The sequence below is a fragment of the Risungbinella massiliensis genome (assembly GCF_000942395.1).
In the GTDB taxonomy this organism is placed as follows: domain Bacteria; phylum Bacillota; class Bacilli; order Thermoactinomycetales; family Thermoactinomycetaceae; genus Risungbinella; species Risungbinella massiliensis.
The window spans coordinates 824,056-844,600 of the sequence record NZ_LN812103.1 but is presented as its reverse complement, the minus strand read 5'-3'; the positions used below and the strand labels follow the sequence as shown (position 1 = coordinate 844,600).

At 39.9% G+C, this 20,545-nt stretch carries 18 protein-coding genes, 3 pseudogenes and 1 other annotated feature; of the genes and pseudogenes, 7 read left to right on the top strand and 14 right to left on the bottom strand.

Annotated features, from left to right (window positions below):
• Positions 1-96 precede the first annotated feature (96 nt).
• Positions 97-663 (bottom strand): bifunctional pyr operon transcriptional regulator/uracil phosphoribosyltransferase PyrR, encoded by a 567-nt coding sequence (pyrR, locus tag VJ09_RS15430; protein WP_267904318.1) that lies wholly within the window; start codon positions 661-663, stop codon positions 97-99.
• A 254-nt stretch (positions 664-917) separates the two neighbouring features.
• The gene (locus tag VJ09_RS15425; protein WP_230199166.1) at positions 918-1,409 is read right to left on the bottom strand and encodes a GyrI-like domain-containing protein; all 492 of its coding nucleotides are present in this window, start codon (positions 1,407-1,409) and stop codon (positions 918-920) included.
• A 209-nt stretch (positions 1,410-1,618) separates the two neighbouring features.
• Between VJ09_RS15425 and VJ09_RS15420 the strand changes: the two genes are divergently transcribed.
• Entirely contained in the window at positions 1,619-1,864 is a 246-nt protein-coding gene (locus VJ09_RS15420; protein WP_230199165.1) for a hypothetical protein, read from the top strand.
• A gap of 113 nt (positions 1,865-1,977) precedes the next feature.
• The gene (locus VJ09_RS15415; RefSeq protein WP_044642511.1) at positions 1,978-3,798 is read left to right on the top strand and encodes an ankyrin repeat domain-containing protein; all 1,821 of its coding nucleotides are present in this window, start codon (positions 1,978-1,980) and stop codon (positions 3,796-3,798) included.
• Positions 3,799-4,090: 292 nt separating this feature from the next.
• Here the strand turns inward: VJ09_RS15415 and VJ09_RS15410 are convergent, their stop codons facing one another.
• Together VJ09_RS15410 and VJ09_RS15405 are read right to left on the bottom strand one after the other, a co-directional pair.
• Complete coding sequence (locus tag VJ09_RS15410) at positions 4,091-5,245, bottom strand: S8 family peptidase (protein WP_407690003.1); 1,155 nt, start codon at positions 5,243-5,245, stop codon at positions 4,091-4,093.
• Positions 5,246-5,747: 502 nt separating this feature from the next.
• On the bottom strand, positions 5,748-6,905 hold the full coding sequence (locus VJ09_RS15405; RefSeq protein WP_407690002.1) for a S8 family peptidase: 1,158 nt from the start codon (positions 6,903-6,905) through the stop codon (positions 5,748-5,750).
• Between the two features lie 596 nt (positions 6,906-7,501).
• Between VJ09_RS15405 and VJ09_RS18905 the strand changes: the two are divergent.
• The 3 genes and pseudogenes from VJ09_RS18905 to VJ09_RS15395 form a co-directional block, all read left to right on the top strand.
• Positions 7,502-7,593, top strand: a pseudogene (locus VJ09_RS18905) (site-specific integrase); the annotation flags it as partial.
• A 77-nt stretch (positions 7,594-7,670) separates the two neighbouring features.
• Positions 7,671-8,168 (top strand): cation:proton antiporter regulatory subunit, encoded by a 498-nt coding sequence (locus VJ09_RS15400; RefSeq protein WP_044642508.1) that lies wholly within the window; start codon positions 7,671-7,673, stop codon positions 8,166-8,168.
• Positions 8,169-8,178: 10 nt separating this feature from the next.
• A complete protein-coding gene (locus tag VJ09_RS15395; RefSeq protein ID WP_044642956.1) occupies positions 8,179-9,402 on the top strand; it encodes a cation:proton antiporter in 1,224 nt (407 codons plus the stop codon).
• Between the two features lie 179 nt (positions 9,403-9,581).
• Here the strand turns inward: VJ09_RS15395 and tnpB are convergent.
• The 3 genes and pseudogenes from tnpB to lspA all read right to left on the bottom strand — a co-directional run bounded on the left by tnpB (position 9,582) and on the right by lspA (position 12,359).
• Positions 9,582-10,711 (bottom strand): annotated as a pseudogene (gene tnpB / locus VJ09_RS15390) (IS200/IS605 family element RNA-guided endonuclease TnpB).
• A 224-nt stretch (positions 10,712-10,935) separates the two neighbouring features.
• On the bottom strand, positions 10,936-11,871 hold the full coding sequence (locus tag VJ09_RS15385; RefSeq protein WP_044642507.1) for an RluA family pseudouridine synthase: 936 nt from the start codon (positions 11,869-11,871) through the stop codon (positions 10,936-10,938).
• Entirely contained in the window at positions 11,871-12,359 is a 489-nt protein-coding gene (gene lspA / locus VJ09_RS15380) for a signal peptidase II (protein ID WP_044642506.1), read from the bottom strand. The genes VJ09_RS15385 and lspA overlap by 1 nt, the downstream gene beginning before the upstream one ends.
• Before the next feature lie 309 nt (positions 12,360-12,668).
• Here lspA and VJ09_RS15375 point away from each other — a divergent pair, with 309 nt between their 5' ends.
• Positions 12,669-13,094 carry a hypothetical protein gene (locus VJ09_RS15375; RefSeq protein ID WP_044642505.1) on the top strand — a complete coding sequence of 142 codons (426 nt, stop codon included), beginning with the start codon at positions 12,669-12,671 and terminating at the stop codon, positions 13,092-13,094.
• Positions 13,095-13,140: 46 nt separating this feature from the next.
• Here the strand turns inward: VJ09_RS15375 and VJ09_RS15370 are convergent, their stop codons facing one another.
• Complete coding sequence (locus tag VJ09_RS15370; RefSeq protein WP_044642504.1) at positions 13,141-13,848, bottom strand: TraR/DksA C4-type zinc finger protein; 708 nt, start codon at positions 13,846-13,848, stop codon at positions 13,141-13,143.
• 150 nt (positions 13,849-13,998) lie between these two features.
• Between VJ09_RS15370 and VJ09_RS15365 the strand changes: the two genes are divergently transcribed.
• Positions 13,999-14,181, top strand: coding sequence for a DUF1540 domain-containing protein (locus VJ09_RS15365; RefSeq protein ID WP_044642503.1), 183 nt, complete (start codon positions 13,999-14,001; stop codon positions 14,179-14,181).
• Positions 14,182-14,672: 491 nt separating this feature from the next.
• On the opposite strand, the gene ileS is transcribed toward VJ09_RS15365, so the two are convergent.
• The 6 genes and pseudogenes from ileS to VJ09_RS15340 all read right to left on the bottom strand — a co-directional run bounded on the left by ileS (position 14,673) and on the right by VJ09_RS15340 (position 20,517).
• Positions 14,673-17,456 carry an isoleucine--tRNA ligase gene (gene ileS, locus VJ09_RS15360; protein WP_044642502.1) on the bottom strand — a complete coding sequence of 928 codons (2,784 nt, stop codon included), beginning with the start codon at positions 17,454-17,456 and terminating at the stop codon, positions 14,673-14,675.
• A 190-nt stretch (positions 17,457-17,646) separates the two neighbouring features.
• Positions 17,647-17,871, bottom strand: a binding site (T-box leader).
• Between the two features lie 121 nt (positions 17,872-17,992).
• Positions 17,993-18,703: a DivIVA domain-containing protein gene (locus VJ09_RS18900; RefSeq protein WP_407690001.1), complete on the bottom strand. Its 711-nt coding sequence runs from the start codon at positions 18,701-18,703 to the stop codon at positions 17,993-17,995.
• 15 nt (positions 18,704-18,718) lie between these two features.
• Positions 18,719-18,895: pseudogene (locus VJ09_RS18895) on the bottom strand (DivIVA domain-containing protein); the annotation flags it as partial.
• 100 nt (positions 18,896-18,995) lie between these two features.
• Entirely contained in the window at positions 18,996-19,775 is a 780-nt protein-coding gene (locus VJ09_RS15350; protein WP_044642501.1) for a YlmH family RNA-binding protein, read from the bottom strand.
• The gene (locus VJ09_RS15345; RefSeq protein ID WP_044642500.1) at positions 19,775-20,065 is read right to left on the bottom strand and encodes a YggT family protein; all 291 of its coding nucleotides are present in this window, start codon (positions 20,063-20,065) and stop codon (positions 19,775-19,777) included. The genes VJ09_RS15350 and VJ09_RS15345 overlap by 1 nt, the downstream gene beginning before the upstream one ends.
• Before the next feature lie 29 nt (positions 20,066-20,094).
• Entirely contained in the window at positions 20,095-20,517 is a 423-nt protein-coding gene (locus VJ09_RS15340) for a cell division protein SepF (protein ID WP_044642954.1), read from the bottom strand.
• Positions 20,518-20,545 lie beyond the last annotated feature (28 nt).

Here is a 20,545-nt window from a genome sequence, read left to right as displayed (position 1 = left end):
CGCATGGCAAAGAGACAGATCGCACACTAATTTCCTGCTAAGTGTGTATCTCCCTTTGCCAGTCTCACGGGACTGTCTATTAAAAGGGTTCCACTATTATCTTGTTCGTAATACGACGGCATCTGCTTGCTCATCTACTTCGGAAAGCGTCACTGATACCAATTCATTCTTGGCAGTTGGGACGTTTTTCCCGACAAAATCTGGTCTGATAGGTAGTTCTCGATGTCCTCGATCGACCAGTACTGCAAGCTGGATTGACTCTGGTCGTCCTAGATCAATAAGCGCATCCATCGCCGCACGAATAGTACGTCCAGTGTAGAGTACATCATCTACTAACACGACTCGTTTTCCTTGAATATCGGGGACATTCGTCTCACGAAGCTCTGGTTGTTCACCTTTTTCAGTAAGATCATCGCGATATAGCGTAATATCTAACTCTCCGATTAGGACTCGCTCTCCTTCAATCTGATAAATCCGTTCGGCGAGCCGTTCTGCCAAGAACACACCTCGTGTCTTCACCCCTACCAGGATACAATCTTTTACACCCTTGTTCCGCTCTAGAATCTCATGAGCGATCCGGGTTAAAGCTCGACGAATTGCTGACTCATCCAGTATCGTTTTGCTCATCCTATCTGCCTTCTTTCTGTTATGAAATCTGGGCAACAAAAAACGCTCCTTGTCAACATACTGACAAGGAGCGCGTGGAAATAGACCAAGTCTACTAACAGACTGATCTTTTTCATATATCCGTGCCCTTGCCAGCCTCTCTGGACTGGTTTTAAAGGTTCTGCATTAACTATAGCTATTATGCAGGAGGAGTCGGATTTTGTCAAAGGGTTCTCGAATAAAAGGAAAAGAAGATGGATTGCGAAAATTGAAGCGGGAACTTAATCTGATATTTAGTTGGATGGCGTAGCTTATTTAATCGATATGTATATGTCTACCTGCGCATTTTGCGGATCACTTGCTCGCTCGTCATAGACCTCAAAGTCAGCTAAAAAAGCTCGCTCATTTTGTTTCGACCATTCCCAAATATATTTCCACGCCTCGACACTCACTTCTTGAAGCGGTCCTTTGCTAGTAGTGAAAACCACATACTTGGCTGGTGGAATGATAATTTTCTCCATACCTTCTGGTACATCAACAGTATCCTCTACTTGTGCACCAAGAGCATAAGTATAGCTTCCCGTCTCATCTGATTCATAGTCTGTATATAACGCAAGAATGGAAGTATCTTTTTTATTTAGTATTTGGGCATGTATATTGTTTTGATAAAAATTTTCCCATTGTTTTGCAATGATCCCATTGCCACTCATTTCTGCTGTATTGCTTGTGGTCTTAGAAGTCCCGATCAATGTGAAAGAATGAAGTAGTATGACTCTACTCTCTGTTATGGATATAGACATCATTCAAAACCTCCAAATAAGTTTGTCTTTCTGTTAGACTAATATAGAACAAACGTTCCCTTTCGATATTTCTATTATATCAGAGAAAGGGAGAGAACACATTGGATAAAAGAGAATTCTGGAGTTTAATTGAAGATATCGAAAATTCGAGAATTAGACAGAGTGGTTGACAGAGGTACTAACCCAAAAAGCAATGGGGGAAATTTTGGACTTTGAATTCCTATTTAGATGAGGAAGGATTTCCGCAAAATGAAGACTTACTTTCAGTAGGATTAGAGGCCTATTCGCTGAAAAAGACAGGTGATACTGACTGGGATGATGACATATACGAGGAGATGTTGGAAGAACTCGACAAAAAAGGACTAAAGCCAGCGGACGAGATCGAATTTGATTGGGAAGAAGATGATTGGATAAATTATTCCCAATATTATGGGGACGCTTTGGAAAAAATCCATTAGGATAAGTCTATTCCCTAATAACTTTGTTTTGTGCTAGACTAGAATAGAACAAATGTTCTTATTGATCAAATACTTGCAGTTTCAATATTTTCACCACATTACTGGAGGATTATATGAACATCGTAAATAAAATCAAAAAAGATGATCCTGTATTTTGGGATACTTGTCGGCTCGTGATCAGTGGTTCTGTAGAAGAACTGAGAGAGAGATTGCTGGAACATCCACAACATTTACATCAGAAAACAGTTGGAGTAAAAGAGGAGTTGTACCAAGTTAGTTTATTACACCTAGTTGGTTCTGCTGATAAAGCATGTCTGCTCGTTGAGCTAGGGCTAGACCTTCATGTGATGGACGACCAAAATAATACACCTCTGCATTTTGCCGCATTGGCTGGACATAAAGAGGTAGTAACAGAGCTCCTATCACTTGGTGCTGATCGCCAAACAAAAAACCGTTGGGAGCAGACACCTTTGCAACTCGCCATCACTCCTGAGATTGCATACCTTTTAGACACTGATCCACAACCCTTAGACTTCGATCCTTCTCTGCATAACTTATCAATCTATGTAGCAGCCGAAAAAGGAAAGACAGAAGTAATTCGCTATCTACTCCAAGCAGGTGTTGATCCCAATCTACTAAACCATGAGGATTACATGCTAGATGACCATTATAAAACTCCGCTTCGTCATGCCGTATATATCGGCTATGTAGAGATCGCTCGCTTGTTGCTAGAACACGGCGCCAACCCAAATCTTCATCCCAATCTATATAGAGAAGTTTACAATGTAGGAACTGCACGTTTATTACACTCTTACGATACAAAAGCAACTCCAGAAAATTTAGATACGGCATTGTGGGAAGCGATTGTGAACGTGGGTGATAGTACCTTAGTCCAAGAATATATTGACTATGGTGCTCCACTTGATAAAAAATATCTTCTTCATGATGCAATCAGACGACCTGATCAGACCAATCAAAACCACCTGAGAATCGTAGAAATGTTAGTTCAAAAAAAGCCCGAACTCCTTCATTATATTCATCATAATGAGTCACCTCTTCACAAAGCAATCGACATTCGAAATCAGCCAATAGTAGATTTGTTAATCCAATTAGGAGCAGACGTCAATCAAAAAAACTCAGATGGACTTACCCCTTTACATATTGCGGTAATAAATAATAATAAAGCTTTATTAGAGATTCTTTTACATAATGGTGCCGATCCCACTGTCGAAGATCAATTGGGATTAACACCATATCAGTATGCTGTAATGAAATTACGAACCTCAATTTGTCAAATGTTTGACACCTATTTCGCTGAACAGAATCAAGATTTACCCAAAATTGAGAAACCATTGAGTTCAGAGGAAGGCAAGCAATCTATCTTTGATCTGCAAAACAATTTGCTAAATATTTATCATATAGATGATATCAATAATTGGGTCTTTTTCCGTTTTCGATTAAAAGATTTTATCGCATTTGCCAAAAAATTCGGCTTCTCATCGATTTACCAAACAAGTTATTATTTAGATCAAGACCAAGTAAAACATTTTTCTTTCAATGAACATGGACTTTTAGAAAAGGACCTTTCATTCGCTGAAGAATTCTCTGTGGAACATACACTAGCATTTCATCCAACCAATCCTCAATATCTTCTTTCGATGATTCGATCATGGGACCTAGATTCAGACTATAACTGGACCCAAGTGCATATTCGATGCTCTAAAGAAATGGAAGAACAAATCGTTTCTTATTACTATGATTATTGGAGAGCTCAAAATGAAACCTACGATTATTATGTAGCAACTAGTGGCGATATATTATTCACGTACTCCAATCAAACAAAATCAAACAATTTCCAACGATTAAACCAATATCTAAACGAATGCCAACTAAGAGGTCTAGAAGAAGTTTGGGCATCTGATTTTTTTCAATAGAGATACTAATATTCATAAAAAGGACTTTCTGCATCTGGGATACAGCAGGGTCCTTTTTCTCTTTGTAGAGTTAGTATATATACTAACTTATTTCATTTTTCCTATTGGCCCTTAACCAGTAGCACGATTTCCCTAGCACGTTGCAAATCAACTGGTACTCTGCGAGCCTCTTTTTCATTTTTTTAAGATAAAATTTTGATCACACAAAAAAGTCACTATCCACTTTGAATAGCGACTTTTTAGGTTCTTATTCATTCCCTATCTACTTAACTATTTGTATATCAAACTGTTTTTAGTAGGTGACAGCCTTGTATGCATTGACACGACCGAATCTCCAATAGGTACCAGTTCCTGGAATTTGATCAGCAGTTTTCTCGATGGCAGCTCGAATTTGTTGGTTATTTTTCCCTTGAGCTGCGAGTAAGGCAGCTATACCTGCAACATGCGGAGTTGCCATAGATGTACCACTCAAGGAACGATAGCTGCTACCAATATAGGTAGAGTAGATACCAGAACCTGGAGCAGTAACATCTACCCAATTACCGTAGGTAGAGAAATACGATTTTTCATCATTGGAATCGGTGGAAGCAACGGCGATAGAATTAGCATAATAAGCTGGATAGTGTCGTTGTTTATTACCGCTGTTTCCTGCTGCTGCAACAATGACGGAACCTTTATTCCAAGCATAGTCAACTGCATTCTTTAATGTTTTGCTTCCAGTACTTCCACCCAGACTTAAACTGATGACTTGGGCATTGCTGTCTGCAGAGAAGATAATTCCATCTGCAACATCTAGCAACGTTCCGCTACCGTTATTGTCTAGAACACGAACTGCTAAAATTTGTGCATCAGGAGCCACACCAGAGATTCCTACCCCATTATTGGTGAGTACGGCAGCAATTCCCGCACAATGGGTACCATGTCCATTTCCATCCTGAGCGATCGTGTCATTATCTACAAAGTCATATCCATTAATCACTTTCCCACTCAGATCTGGGTGGTTAGATTGCACACCAGTATCTACAATAGCAATTTTTACGCTACTGCTACTTCTTGTAATATCCCAAGCTGCTGGTGCTTGAATTTTTTGTGGACCCCATTGTTGAGTACCAAAATAAGGGTCATTTGGAATCCAAGTTGCATGGAAATAGTAGTTAGGTTCTACATATTCTACATTTGGATCTTGCTTATATTTTTTCATCATCTCTTCAACAGAAGTCTTTTTATCAAACTCAACTACTTCCACACCTAACTTAGTACTTTTTTCTTTCACTTTTGTTTTGTTTTTCTTATGCAAAGAGTCAGATTGGGCAGACATAATTCCATCTTTAAACTTCACAATTAACTCACCTGGAGCATATTGAGATACTGTCGTATCTGCATGTGAATCAGCTGAAACAGAAACAGGAACCACTAACAATGCGACTAACATCAACACCATAAACATGGATAGAAAACGTTTCATCAAATGCCCCCTTTGATTTGATCGTAGAAAGGCAACTCGGAAGAAATAGTCCCACAATGAAAGGTGCATTTATTTGTATGATGGTTAGAAGAAAGACTGATTCATTGCACCCCCTTATGTTTTTCTAACTGTATTTTATATGATTCTGTTAATTATAACAATTATATTTTCAGAATTAAAATATAATTATAACTATTTCATTTTTTAATAAAATATTACTTGAAACTAACGATCATTTAACCTGAGCCATCTCGTATTATTCAAGTCTCCATATCTATATTAAAGTCATGTTCTTGCCCTCCTCCACATCTCACAGAGGACCTTATCTTAGTCTAATAGTACACTTCGCGCTTTGGCCTAGAACCTGAACATTATTCCTCACACTGAAGACACACTGCAAAAGAAAAGTCACTATCCGCTTTGAATAGTGACCTGTTCATTTAACATCCCCTATATACTCAACTGTTGGTATATCAAACTGTTTTTAGTAGGTGACAGCCTTGTATGCATTGACACGACCGTATTTCCAGTAGGTACCTGTTCCCGAAATTTTATCAGCTGAGTTCTCAATGGCAGCTCGAATTTGTTGGTTATTTTTCCCTTGGGCTGCGAGTAGGGCAGCGATCCCTGCAACATGCGGAGTTGCCATAGACGTACCACTCAAGGAACGATAGCTGCTACCTGTGTAGGTAGAATAGATCCCAGAACCTGGTGCAGTAACATCTACCCAGCTGCTACCATAATTGGAGAAGTAGGATTTTACATCATTGGAATCGGTGGAAGCGACAGCAATGGAGTTGGTGTAATAAGCAGGATAACTTGGGCTTGTCGAACCACTGTTTCCAGCAGCTGCAACTACAACAGATCCGTTATTCCAAGCATAGTCAACAGCATTCTTTAACGTTTGGGTTCCAGAACTTCCACCTAGGCTTAAGCTAATAACTTGTGCATTGCTATCTGCGGAGAAAATAATTCCATCCGCCACATCTAACAATGTACCACTACCATTATTATCTAGAACACGAACTGCTAAAATTTGTGCATTCGGTGCAACACCAGAGATTCCTACCCCATTATTGGTGAGCGCGGCAGCAATTCCCGCACAGTGTGTACCATGTCCGTTTCCGTCTTGTGCGATCGTGTCATTATCTACAAAGTCATATCCATTTATCACTTTCCCACTTAGATCTGGGTGATTAGATTGCACACCAGTATCTACAATAGCGATTTTGACACTACTGCTACTTCTCGTAATATCCCAAGCTGCTGGTGCTTGAATTTTTTGTGGACCCCATTGTTGAGTACTAAAATAAGGGTCATTGGGAATCCAACTAGCGTGGAAATAGTAGTTAGGCTCTACATATTCCACATTTGGGTCGTGCTTATATTTTTTCATCATCGCTTCAACAGAAGTCTTTTTATCAAACTCAACTACTTCTACACCTAACTTGGTACTTTTTTCTTTCACTTTTGTTTTGTTTTTCTTATGCAAAGAGTCAGATTGAGCAGACATAACTCCATCTTTGAACTTCACAATTAACTCACCTGGAACATACTTAGAAGCTGCTGAGTCTACTTGTGAATCAGCAGAAACAGAGGCAGGTACGACTAATAACGCAACTAACATCAACACCATAAACATGGACAGAAAACGTTTCATCAAATTCCCCCTTAGTTTTGATTATAAAAAGGCAAATCCGAAGAAATATTTCTGAAACGAAAAGTATGTTAGTTTCGTAGATTAGTAGAGCAATGAAAAACAAAGTAAGTGTATTTCATCCCCCCTTTTGATATTCTAATCACATTTTATATTATTCTGTTAATTTTGACAATTACGTTAATAGATCTGAAAATTTAACTAAAATTATTGTTGTTTTAATACCCAAAACAAAAATCTAAAATTAGTAAAATAAATAGATTCCAACATAAATCAGCTGTTCATTCGGAACACTAAGAAAATAGTAATTTTATTTTTTTATTTGATTTAGAGTTTCCGCTTAAAAGCAGGGGGTCTATTCCTTAAAATGTCAGCCGATGTTTTGAAATATTTTTTTGGATACCATTATAACAAATCCAAATGAAATCTTTTGATAAACAACTCCCGAATGGAATGTTACATATGCAATATGTAGAAGCTATAAAAACATAAGCAAAGTTAGCTTATTTCATTTTTCCATTCAATATAAAGAGAGTAGTTAAAAGAAAAAGAATTGTAACTAATCCTATATGTACAAATAAGGAGTTGCTATTTCATTACTTGAAAACACTTTTATCATTCCACTTCATCTGAAACTCTTCAATATCTTGGGATTTCCAAAGATAAAAATTAGAGCGGAAATAGATGTTGTCCTTTGAAAATTACGCTTAATCCATCACGAAAATAAAAGAATTTAGAGGAGGAATTATAATGAATATTCGAGAGTGCGAACTTCCTGGAGTAGGAAAAAAGTTTGAAATCATAACAAGAAATAACGATAAAGTTGTTATTGTCATTCATGATAGTGGGCGGAGAGAAATTTATTATTTCAATCAAGGAGATTTCGAAGAGTGTACTGCCAATGTATCCTTTGACGATTCTGAAGCTAGACAAATTGCCGCGATCATTGGTGGTTTGACCTATAAGCCCAAAGCTTTAGAGACCCTTGATCTAGCTTTTGATGAGTTAGTTATCGAATGGTTCAAAGTGGAGTCAGGTGCTAAAGCAGCCAATCAATCTATTGGACAGCTAAATATTCGGCAATCTTTTGATGTAAATATTATCGCCATTGTAAAACGAAACCATCAAAAAATTCATACCCCTGGTCCCGAAAACCGCCTAGAAGAAGGAGACACACTTATTATGTCCGGCGTGCGTACACAAGTAAAAAATATGGTCAAAGAATTGCTAACTGGAAGGCGGTCTTAATGGGTTTATGATGAATCATTTGGTTCTAGAAGTCGGTACAGCTTTGATTCTAGTTGCAATAGCTGCCCTACTGGCAGGAAAACTAAAATTTTCTATCATCCCCTTTTTAATTTTGTTGGGAATGGCAGTAGGTCCTCATGCTCCTCAATTTGGCATTATTGATCTTACCTTCGTCGAGAGCTCTGAGATTATTGAATTCTTCGGGCGGATTGGAGTATTGTTTTTACTATTTTATCTTGGTTTAGAATTCTCCATCGGTAAGTTAATCAAATCCGGGCGTTCCATTGCCATTGGAGGATCTATTTATATTCTGATTAACTTTAGCCTTGGCTTAATATATGGATACATAGCAGGTTTTTCTATTCTTGAAATCCTGATTATCGCTGGAGTGATTACCATTTCCTCTAGTGCTATCGTAGCAAAAGTATTAGTCGATTTACGAAGAACAGCCAATCCTGAAACAGAATTAATACTAGGGATTATCATGTTTGAAGATATATTTTTAGCTGTTTACCTATCCGTAATTTCAGGGTTAATACTTGGCGGCACGGCATCCCTAAGCGGAACATTACTATCTGTGGGAATAGCTTTGATTTATATGCTATTGTTCTTTGTTCTAGCTCGAAAAGCTACTCCGCTTTTCAATAGATTACTCAATATCTCATCAGACGAAATCTTTATCCTTGTTGTATTTGCTACCCTGTTCTTTGTGGCAGGATTCTCCGAAACAATCCATGTAGCAGAAGCAATTGGAGCCTTGCTATTAGGATTGGTTTTTTCCGAGACAGAGCAGGGTAAACGAATTGAACATCTTGTTATTCCGTTCCGTGATTTCTTTGGTGCAATTTTCTTCTTTAGTTTTGGATTGAGTATCGATCCCTTTTCATTGGGTCAATCAGTCTGGCTTGCGCTTGGAGCTGTCGTGTTAACCATTATTGGAAATTTTGTGGCAGGCATGATCGCAGGAAGAAGAGCAGCGTTATCCCATAAGGCCTCTTCTAATATTGGACTAACCATTGTGTCTAGAGGAGAATTTTCTATCATCATGGCGAACTTAGGGATATCTGGTGGTTTGTCGGCTAGTTTAAAACCTTTTGCTGCTTTATATGTATTGATACTAGCTATACTAGGACCCCTATTAACCAAAGAATCCAAACGAGTATTTGAATACCTCAACAAAATTTTTAAGTGGAAAAAATATAGTGATAAAGGCATACCAAGTTGGGAGAAGTAATCTCTTTTGATCCTAATTTACCTGATTTGAAAAACTGCCGGTTTAGTGGTGACTTCTCTGAATTTCCTTCTTTTCACATTGTTATTCGTTTATCCATTGAACGCTCTCCCACCTACGCTAACGCTAAGAAGTGAGGGATTCTTGGGTAATCCCATCTACCGATAGGAAATGCACCAAGCTCAAACCGTAGTTCCTACGGCAAGAAGTCTTAGACCTTCTTTTACTATATTCTGAGCAGCATGAAGGTCTCGATCATGTTCTACCCGACACTCAGGGCATGTCCAACTTCGAAGATTTAGGTTTTTCACCTCTTTATTTTGATAGCCACAGCAGGAACAAAGCTGACTAGAGGGAAACGTTTGACCTACTTTCACGATGGTTCTTCCGAACCACTTTGCCTTATAGGTTAGCATGGTAACAAACTCCGACCAAGAAGCATCGGTAATGGATTTGGCTAAGGAATGATTTTTCACCATGTTTTTAATTGGTAGATCTTCCAAGCAAATCGTTTGGTTTTCACGGATGAGCTTAGTAGAAAGTGGATGGAGAAAATCATGTCTCGCATTCACGATCTTTTCATGGATTTTGGCGACTCGGATTCGTGCTCTGTTCCAGTTAGAACCCCCTTTAGTACGTCTCGACATGGTTCTTTGGGCTTTCGCTAGCTTCTGTTCATATTGTCGAAAATACCGAGGAGCTGGATCTTTTGTTCCGTTGGAACAAACTGCAAAATCTTTCAGTCCCAAATCAATCCCCATCGCTTGGTCAGGATCTACTGGATGGTAAGGGCATTGGTGTAACTCACAAAGAATGGAAACAAAGTATTTGCCAGTAGGGTTTCTACGAATGGTAGCAGAAAGGATCTTCCCTTCTACTTCTCGAGATTTGGCAAACGTTACCCAGCCTAGCTTGGAAGTTTGACTTTGTTCCCCAACACTTCAATACTTGGATTGCTCTTCTTGGGATAATTACATTGACTGGTATAAGACTGTACTGGATTCCGTTTGCTTTTCCATCGTGGTCGGTCATTTTGTTTTTGGAAAAAACGACGAAAAGCATCTGCTAAATTCTTTAAGGAGTTTTGGAGAGAAGTGGAATCTACTTCTCGTAACCATTCCCTTTCTTTTTTGAGTTGTGTTAACAAACGAGAACAAGTAGGATAGGTGAGTCCTTTCTTCGTTTCCCGATAGGCTTCTTGCCATTTGGCTAAGAAATAGTTAAAAACAAAGCGACTACAACCGATCGATTGATTTATCAATCGTACTTGTTCCTTAGTAGGGTAGATCCGAAACTGAAAGGCCTTATGCATTGGAATTCACCTCCCTATAAGCAGTAGAAAATATTTTACAACTCTTCAGAATAATGTCAATGACGGGAGGTCAAGAAATTCATGAAGGGAAAAACACCAAAATAGGTCGGACTTGCGGGAGGATAGAAACCCTTCCTCGTCCGACGCAGATTCATCTCCCACTTTCGCTATGCTTAGAAGTGGGAGTATTCTCCGCTATAATAGATAAATAAAAGCTAGCCAAATTATTGGCTAGCTCGGATCCCACGTATCACTTTCTCCATATCCTCCGGAATGGGTGCTTCCAACATTATTCTCTTACCTGACACAGGATGGTCAAACCCAATTATTGCTGCGTGTAGAGCTTGTCCTTTGATTGAGAAACCGCTTTTCTTGTGCGAAGAAGAATAAACCGGATCCCCTAACAATGGATGTCCAATATATTTCATGTGCACTCGAATCTGGTGTGTTCTTCCTGTCTCCAATTGACATTCGATCAATGTGTGCTGTTGAAAACGTTCCTGAATTAAAAAGTGAGTAATTGCCTCTTTCCCGTTTCGTTCCACTACAGCCATCCGCTGTCTATTTTTCGGATCACGACCAATTGGAGCATCAATTGTCCCCTTCTCATGTGGGATAATCCCATTGACTACAGCAATATAACGTCTGGTGACGGAATGATCTTTTAACTGCTGAACTAGCGACTGGTGTGCCCGATCCGTCTTGGCCACCATCAAAAGCCCGGATGTATCTTTATCAATTCGATGCACGATACCAGGTCGGGCTACGCCGCCAATACCAGACAACTGTCCTCTACAGTGATGCAACAAACCATGAACTAGTGTATTCTCTGTATTGCCTGGACCAGGATGAACCACCATCCCCCGTGGTTTGTTCACCACGATCACTTCTTCATCTTCATAGGCAATATCAAGATTCATCGGTTCAGGCGTCATGTTCAATTCTTCAATTGGTGGAATCTGAACAATAATTTGCTCTCCACCACGCAGTCGATAGTTAGCCTTTTTGACTATGCCGTCTACCGTGACTCGTCCCTCCGCTATCCACTCTTGCACTCGCACTCGAGACCATTCTTCATCAAAAGAAGTGACCGCCTTGTCAAGACGCTCACCTGCTTGATTTTCTTCTATTCCAAATGTAAGTTGTTCTACCGATTCCATCAAGATTCCTCCGATTGTATTGCTGGGTTTACACTCTCGTTTCTTTCTTTACTAAATAATGTAAGCAAAATCAAGAATGCTACTCCTACAGAGATAGCTGCATCTGCCACATTGAAAATGGCAAAGGAAAAGTCACCAAAAATAAAATGGAAGAAATCTACTACTTCTCCTGTTCGAATACGATCTATTAAATTCCCAATCGCCCCACCCAAGATTAGAGAAAAAGCCCAAACCGCTCCCGGCTCCTGACGGTAATTTGCTCTCATATAGTAAATCAAAAATAATACTACTCCGATCGTAACGGTAATAAATAGCCACTGTTGATTTGGTAAAATTCCAAATGCTGCTCCTCGATTACGATGAGAAGTGAGATAAAAAAAGTCCTGTATCACAGGGATTGATTCATAAAGGGACATTTTTGTCACTACTAAATGCTTGGAATACTGGTCTATCCCAATAATCGCTAGAACCAATAAAATATAATACACTCGGTCTTCCTCCCGCGCTATTAGTCTTTACTGATTTTAGCATTGGGGTTGCGTTGGGGCAAGGAAAGGACTAAAAGCGGAGATCTTATTTCCAATTTTAATAAATGTCATAATTGATTACGAAGTCAGTTGCAATTCATGGTATGATGTATTTGTTTGTTGGTTTTACCTCCTATGAGATCAGCTTACTAAGAACTAGTGTGTTGATCTCATAGGAGGTAGGCCATCTAAACAGATTTGCTGGTAAATATCTAGCAATTGTTGGCTTACCTCCTATGATTATTTATTAAATCTTAGGAGGTAGTTAAAATGAAGTCAAAAGTAGTAGGAATTTTAGGAGTAGTATTAGCAGGAGCAGTCATAGCAGAGGAGTATCTTAAGCAAAAAAGGGACATATTCCTTCCGGGATTAAATCCAGAAGATGTCTCATTTTACGAACATTGCTTTTGGGTCATACTTCTTCTCACTATGGGATCAACTATCATCACACAAGTTACAGCAAAACGAGTAATAAAAGGATTATCCCTCTTGTTACATAGCCTACTTTTAGTAATTTTATTTGCATCATATGTCTTTACAAATCTTGTATTGGTTTTTCTACCGATCGAAGCAACAAATATTCCAGCACAAGTGGGCACATTCACAATATTGTTATTCCTCTTCGTTTTAGCCAACACATATTGTATTAAATGCCAAAAAATCAATATCAAATCTCAAAACCAAACACAACAGTAACCACCAGCAAAGAGATACCATCCAATCGGACGGTATCTCCTTTATTTTATCCCTCTAAATCATCACCAGTGGACCCTTCGTATTCCTCTAATGCCTTTTTACGATAAGCCTCGTTATGGGCTATCTCTGGATACACTTCTGGTCTTCCAGAAATATCGACAATGGCAAATCCTTCAGTCAGATCAACATAGCTATCCTGCTCATCACTGTTGATCCAAAGCTCGTTGTAGTCTTCCCCCTCACGGAAAAAATCTGGAGGATTGGAGGTTCCATAACGTTCTACCTCTTGCCATGCATCTTCCCCATCATAACCGATATAATCATTATCGTTTCGAAAGCTATGAGTATAGCTACGCAATGCTGCTTCTTCAACTGGACGACGTTCGGAGGAATGTTGCTCTGGTGTGTGCTCTTTACAATAGCGTGTCCAGGGGACTGCTTCTAGGCGTTCGTATGGAATCTCATTCTTACATACGACACACACACCATAAGTTCCCTCATTCATTCTCTCCAACGCGTTTACCACATCATGTAAATGATGTTCTTCCGCATCTTGAAGCGCCAAATCCTTTCCTCGTTCAAAAAGCTCCGAACCGATATCAGCTGGATGATTGTCATTAGTAGACAGCTCTCCAATGGAGTCTCTCATCGAATTATCAAGACCATAATTTTCATTTTGAGTTTCATGGTTCAATACATTTTCTTTTTCTTGAATCAGTTTTTCACGTAGCTTGCCTAGTTGCGTTGGTTCCATTATTTTTCCTCCCGTTTTCATGCTCTTGTTATCTTTTCCTGTTTCGCTTCTGCTTATTGAGTTTTCTATTGGAAGAAAAAGTTATGCAAACAATTGACTGTAGAACTTATTTCTTGAGCACCATAAGCAAAACGAAAGGGGGAATTTTGCATGCCAAGACGAGTACTTTGTGAAGTCAACAACTGCACTTATTGGGGTAAAGGAAACCTTTGCCAAGCTGATGAAATCTTTGTGGTAAGCCATCGCGGAAGTAGAGCTAGAGATTCTCATGAAACAGACTGCAATACGTTTAAACCGAATTCTATCACTACACCAGACGCTGACTTAATGTAAGACGGATGGTAAAAAACACTACAAGATAAATTCGTGAAAAGATCCGCAAAGTCTCTTGAAAACTTATCCGGATCTTTTCACATGTTTGGCTATTAACTACTTAGTATATTAGCGAGCGTTATAATTCAGATAGCTCCGTTTACGAATCAATTCGAATTTTTCTTCGTAATCCACAAGAAGAAGAAATACCACTCGATCTACAAAACATGTATAAGAAGATATCGTTTGACTTTATCGAGCATGATCATTCTTCAGAAGCATACTGGGAAATGTACCTTTTCTGGGTATCCTTATCTCGATATACCAATCCAAAAAACTTGATATCTGGCAAACGCAAAAAATAATCTTTCCTACAACTCATACCAAAACATTATCGGAACTTTATCCATCTTATCGCTCCCATTTCCCCGATCATAAGGGGATTATTATATAACAGATTTGTAAGTAACATAAAAAAGAGGCAGCCATCTCATCAGGCTGCCTCTCATTATTTAATCTTGTTCAACTACTTCAAACTCTGGATAATCTTTCTCCACTACCTCTACGCAACGGTTGCAAAGGGTTGGATGCTTGTCGCTTTCCCCAACTGTCGGAAGGATATTCCAGCAACGTTCGCATTTTTCCCCTTCAGCTGGTGAGACTTCTACCAGTAATTTTTGCTCTGCGGAAACATCGCTGGAAGCAGCTTGGACCTCCACTTGCGAAACGATAAAGAATTGTTCCAATGAATCCACTTGCTGAAGTAATGCTGCTGTCTTCTCATTTGGAGTTAACATGAGCTTCGCACCGAGTGAGTTCCCAATCAGTTTGCTAGCACGAGCCTCTTCTAGCGATTTTAGCACGACATCGCGTACTTCTAACAGCTCATTCCAAGTTTGTTCCAGTTTATCATCGAGAACACTTTCCTCTACCTCTGGGAACAATGCCATATGGACGCTCATCTCTGCAACTCCTGGAGTATGCTTCCAAACTTCTTCTGCCGTATGTGGCATGATCGGACCTACCATTTTGACAAGGGCAACCAAGGTATCATAGAGCACTGTTTGGGCGGATCGGCGAACATGTGAATGACTTGCCTCTACATATAGACGGTCTTTTAATACATCCAGATAGAACTGGCTTAAGAAAACCGTACAATAAGTATGGAGCAAATGATAGACTTGGTTGAACTCATAGTGATCATATGCTTTGGTCACTTTTTGAACCAGACGTTGTAGCTGAATCGCAGCAAAACGATCTAGATCAGTCAATTGGTTTGTCTCCACACGATGTGTTTCTGGGTCAAATCCTTCCAAGTTCCCTAACAAGAAACGGAACGTATTACGCATTTTGCGGTACGCCTCTGCAATCTGCTTAAGAATATTATCAGATAGACGCATATCCGCTTGATAATCGACAGAAGATACCCACAGACGCAAGATATCTGCACCATATTGTTTCATCACTTTCTCTGGTACCACTACATTACCAAGTGACTTGGACATTTTACGTCCTTCGCCATCTAAGGTAAAGCCATGACTCAATACTTGTTTGTATGGTGCTTGACCTGTGGTCGCAACTGAGGTGGATAGCGATGAGTTAAACCAGCCGCGATACTGGTCTGAACCCTCTAAATAAATATCAGCTGGCCATTGTAGTTCTGGACGTTGTTGTAATACTGCTGCTTGGCTACTACCAGAGTCAAACCAAACATCCATCGTATCAGTCTCTTTACGGAAATCAGTTCCTCCACATTGACCACAAGATTGGTTAACTGGCATCAATTCTTTGGTCTCTTTGGCATACCAAGCATTTGACCCTTCTGCTGCAAAGAGATTGGCAATAAAATCTACTGTCTCCTCATTGATATGAGGTTCTCCACAATCACGACAATAGAAAATTGGTAACGGAACACCCCAGATACGTTGTCGAGAAATACACCAGTCTCCACGATCACGAATCATATTAGACAGACGAACTTCGCCCCATGTTGGAGTCCATTTCACTCCTTCAATTGCTTTGAGCATGTCTTGGCGGAATCCATCGATCGAAGCAAACCATTGCTCGGTAGCACGGAAGATAACTGGTTTTTTGGTACGCCAATCATGTGGATATTGGTGAGTGATAAATTCCATTTTGAGAAGTAAGCCTTTTTCGGCTAATTTTTCAGTGATCGGCTTGTTCGCTTTGTCATAGAACAGACCTTCAAAACCAGGAGCTTGTTTGGTTAAAACTCCTTTTTCATCGACTGGGCAGAGTACGTCTAAACCATATTTTTGACCTAACCAAAAATCATCTTCCCCATGACCAGGAGCCGTATGAACACAGCCTGTACCAGCATCTAGGGTGACATGCTCACCTAAAAGAAGTGGGCTTTCTCGATCATATAGAGGGTGTTGACAAATTACTCCTTCTAGATCTTGTCCACGGAAGACTGCTACTTCTTCGTACTCTTCGATCTCTGCTTTTTGCATCACTTGTGCAACGAGTTCTTTAGCAAGAAGATACTGTTTGTCTCCTGCACGGACAAGACTATATTCAAATTCTGCATTAAGTGCGATCCCTAAGTTAGCTGGAATAGTCCATGGAGTGGTAGTCCAGATCACTACATGGGTGTTCTCTACCGGCAATACTCCCTTGCCATCTTTTACTGGGAAAGCTACATAAATAGAAGCAGAACGTTTATCTTGATATTCGATCTCTGCTTCTGCTAAAGCAGTTTCCGAAGTAGGGGACCAATAGATCGTCTTCATCCCCCGATAAATATGACCTTTTGCCACCATTTCGCCAAATACGCGAACTTGTCTCGCCTCATATTCAGGTCTTAGGGTCACGTAAGGATTTTCCCAATCTCCCAAAATCCCGATCCGTTGGAATTGTTCTGACTGCTTGTTCACAAAAGACCAAGCATACTCACTACAAAGCTCACGGAATTCAACAGGGCTTACCGAATTACGATCGATCTTTTTCTTGGTCACAATCGCATGCTCAATCGGAAGACCATGAGTATCCCAACCTGGCACATAAGGCGCGTCATAACCTTTTGCTGATTTGTAACGAGTGATGAAATCTTTTAATGTTTTGTTGAGCGCATGTCCAATATGAATGTCACCATTGGCATAAGGTGGTCCATCATGCAGAATAAATTTTGGTTTTCCAGAACGATTTTCCCGCAATTGTTGATACAAATTAATTTCCTTCCACCAGTTCTGCATCTCTGGTTCTCGATTCGGGAGATTTCCTCGCATAGGGAAATCTGTTTTTGGTAGATGGAGTGTTTTACTGTAATCCGCCATCTCTTTCTCCTCCTTTTGTATCCAAACAATAAAGTGAACTTCATTTTAGTGGATATTTTCTTTCATCCACCACTTCATGTTAGTTAACCAATCGGGTTCTCACGGATAATGGATCCAAACCTAAGTTTTTGAATTCATCGAGCTTTATAGGAGACTCGCTTGAATGAAACAAAAAAGAGCCCGCTCATCCGCTAGGGACGAGGGACTCTCGTGGTACCACCCTAATAGTAAGGAATGATAAAATTCCTTACCACTTGTTTTCATTCGTAACGTGAATAACACGGTTAACCTTACTCACCATTTCAGGTAACAGCTCCAGGGCGATTTTCAAAAACGTTTCTTGGTTAGGCTCCCACTCTCCCTAACTCGCTATGCAAGAAGTACGTCTCTTACTCTTCCCTTTCCATGCTCTTATTTGATGTATTTTTCAAGTAGTAATATTATATACGTTTTTTTGAGGAATGTTAACATCATGATCAAAAAAAGAACGTTCTTTTAGATTTTGTCCAAAAGAACGTTTTGCTTATTTATCTAAATTAGAACATTGCTTTTTTCTTCAGCTTGCGACTCGTACGACGCAGTTCACGAGGTCGCTCCTCTTCATGTGATTCGTCGAGGAATGTTGGTGCCACTTCTTCCATCGTGTTGATGTTGAAGCCAAAGTCGGTGTCCTCTGAAACACCAAAACTAGGCTCGTCCATCGGAAGAGTATGATGAAGATGATCCATCATCAGATCTGGGTTTGTTGTATCGATTGGCTCTGCATGATGCTCTAACTGCTTACCATGCTCTTCTAAATCTCCTTCAATCTCTTCCAAAGACTCCCAGTCGGAGTTTTCCAAGATATCCAAATGAGATTGAACCAAGTTACGGAAACGTGCACGATAGATGGTTGCTTTTTGTTTGAGGTCGAGAAGCTCACTATGGATTGCACGAGCTTTTTGTAGAGCCTCGTTAATAATTCGGTCTGCATTTTTCTCGGCTTCTTGAACGATCAATTCAGCTTCTTTCTTAGCGTTCAGACGTACTTCTTCTGCCACTTCTTGTGCCACACGAATCGATTTGTGAATGCTTTGTTCCATCGAAGCAAGTGCTGCGGTAGATTGTTGCATCGTTTGTTGTTGCATCGTTTGTTGCATTTGTTGTGGCATTTGTGGCGGCATTTGTGGTTGTAGCTGTGGTGATTCTTGATAATGTCCGTGTGGAGCAGAATGCTCTGGAGCAGCTTGTGGACCAGTTGCAAACATCGAATCATTTTCCATTACCCGTTCTAATTCAGCTTGCAGCTGCTCATTTTCTGCTTCCAATTCTAATTTTTCACGAGTCAATAACTCAAAATCTTTAATAATCTGGTCTAAAAAATCGTTCACTTCGTCAACGTCGTATCCGCGGAATGAACGCTTAAATTCCTTATTGTGTATATCGTAAGGCGATAACATGAACGCACCTCCATAAAAATTACATGCCTCTTCTATTCGACAATATTAACAGATATCCTTTGCTCTTTCTACACGAATCTCCAAAATTAGATGGAAATTTTTAGTTAAAGGAGGATATTTTGAGAATCACTCGACCTTTTTTAGTAGTACCTTCTATGGCACTTATTCTGATCCTGCCATATTGTCGTAAAGATAGCATGTCTCCCTCATTTACTAATGTACTGGGATCTTCTACTATACGCCAGTTGAGCTTAGCCTTGCCACTTTTGACCATACTTGTCGAAAGAGTACGAGACAAACGATGAGCAGCACTTAAGACGACATCGATCCGCAGCGAAGAAACGGTCACGGACTTTTCCTCGGTCTCTTCTAGTTGCTTGGATAACTCATCCATCTCTATTTCTTCGATGCGAATCCGTTCTCTTCCGATCTGTTGAAGTTCGGTGAGAAAGAACCCTTTTAATTCACTAGCTACGACCAGATCCGCACCCTCTTTGGTTGAATAAATATCTCCCAATTTATCACGACGGATCCCTAGTCCAAGCAATGCTCCAAGTACATCAGGATGTTTGAGCTCCGTTTCCCTCTCTGTCAAAACCCGAAAGAAAGTCAAACCAAACTTTTCCAACGGAATATCCACGACATAATCTGGAGCAAGGACTACGCGTTGCCTTTCTGCATGTGGTGCTCCTCCCTGAGACTGAACAAGCAGATCTTGTTCGCGGTTCACTAATGATTCTAAGATGTCTCGCTCCCGGGGGTCAAGAAACGGAGTTGTTACAATATCATGAGCCAGAGCTTTGCGCACCCAATCAAACGCTCTTTCTACAAAAGCATGCTCTTCCTTAGCAAAATGCACAAAAAGGGAACGGTTCTTCATCACGAAACCTTCCCTATTAATTCATAAATCCATACTACAACCGAAATGACACCACTCTGAACGAAATATGTTGCAATATATCCAACAAGCGCAGAGAGATCCAAAATACCAATCGGCGGAATAAAGCGACGAAATATAGCAAGGTATGGTTCTGTAACCATCGCAAGATATCGTGTAAGCGGAACCTGTCCGGCTTGTGGGAAAAAAGACAAGATAAAGTAAAAGATCAATGCATATCGATAGATTTCAAAAATCCATACGATCGCATTCGATATGGTAACGACTGTCATGTGCTACGAGTCACCCCGAATTCTATTGCTTATTGAAAAGAGTCGTCTTGTAGAATCTCCGTAATACTTCCTTGAACGTCTACATTTGCAGGAGTAAAGATAAATATATGCGGACCGAGCTTTTGAACATGTCCCCCAAGAGCATATACGGTTCCGCTCAGAAAATCAATGATTCGTTGTGCATGATCACGACGCAAACGATGTAGATTGACTACAATAGGTCGATGACTTTTTAGATGATCACTGATCTCATTCACTTCCTCAAAAGTACGGGGCTCTATTAAGACGAGTCGAATATTTTTTTGAGTGTGGATAGACACGATATTACTCTTCCCTTTTGTAGATTGTGGTGAAGCGGTTGCTGCCTCTGGCTGTTGTTCAACGATCTCTTCGTAATATTCTTCATCATCATTCATTCCTAAAAAATGTAAGAAGCGATCTTTGATAGTCACTTCTCGTTCCTCCTCTTTTCCCACCTAC

Bases quoted from the DNA above. Each gene is read 5' to 3' on its own strand.
- VJ09_RS15425 (WP_230199166.1), bottom strand. From the start codon at position 1,409: ATGATGTCTATATCCATAACAGAGAGTAGAGTCATACTACTTCATTCT.
- VJ09_RS15415 (WP_044642511.1), top strand. From the start codon at position 1,978: ATGAACATCGTAAATAAAATCAAAAAAGATGATCCTGTATTTTGGGAT.
- VJ09_RS15410 (WP_407690003.1), bottom strand. From the start codon at position 5,245: ATGTTTATGGTGTTGATGTTAGTCGCATTGTTAGTGGTTCCTGTTTCT.
- VJ09_RS15405 (WP_407690002.1), bottom strand. From the start codon at position 6,905: ATGTTTATGGTGTTGATGTTAGTTGCGTTATTAGTCGTACCTGCCTCT.
- VJ09_RS15400 (WP_044642508.1), top strand. From the start codon at position 7,671: ATGAATATTCGAGAGTGCGAACTTCCTGGAGTAGGAAAAAAGTTTGAA.
- VJ09_RS15395 (WP_044642956.1), top strand. From the start codon at position 8,179: ATGAATCATTTGGTTCTAGAAGTCGGTACAGCTTTGATTCTAGTTGCA.
- VJ09_RS15385 (WP_044642507.1), bottom strand. From the start codon at position 11,871: ATGGAATCGGTAGAACAACTTACATTTGGAATAGAAGAAAATCAAGCA.
- VJ09_RS15375 (WP_044642505.1), top strand. From the start codon at position 12,669: ATGAAGTCAAAAGTAGTAGGAATTTTAGGAGTAGTATTAGCAGGAGCA.
- VJ09_RS15370 (WP_044642504.1), bottom strand. From the start codon at position 13,848: ATGGAACCAACGCAACTAGGCAAGCTACGTGAAAAACTGATTCAAGAA.
- VJ09_RS15365 (WP_044642503.1), top strand. From the start codon at position 13,999: ATGCCAAGACGAGTACTTTGTGAAGTCAACAACTGCACTTATTGGGGT.
- ileS (WP_044642502.1), bottom strand. From the start codon at position 17,456: ATGGCGGATTACAGTAAAACACTCCATCTACCAAAAACAGATTTCCCT.
- VJ09_RS18900 (WP_407690001.1), bottom strand. From the start codon at position 18,703: ATGTTTGCAACTGGTCCACAAGCTGCTCCAGAGCATTCTGCTCCACAC.
- VJ09_RS15350 (WP_044642501.1), bottom strand. From the start codon at position 19,775: ATGAAGAACCGTTCCCTTTTTGTGCATTTTGCTAAGGAAGAGCATGCT.
- VJ09_RS15345 (WP_044642500.1), bottom strand. From the start codon at position 20,065: ATGACAGTCGTTACCATATCGAATGCGATCGTATGGATTTTTGAAATC.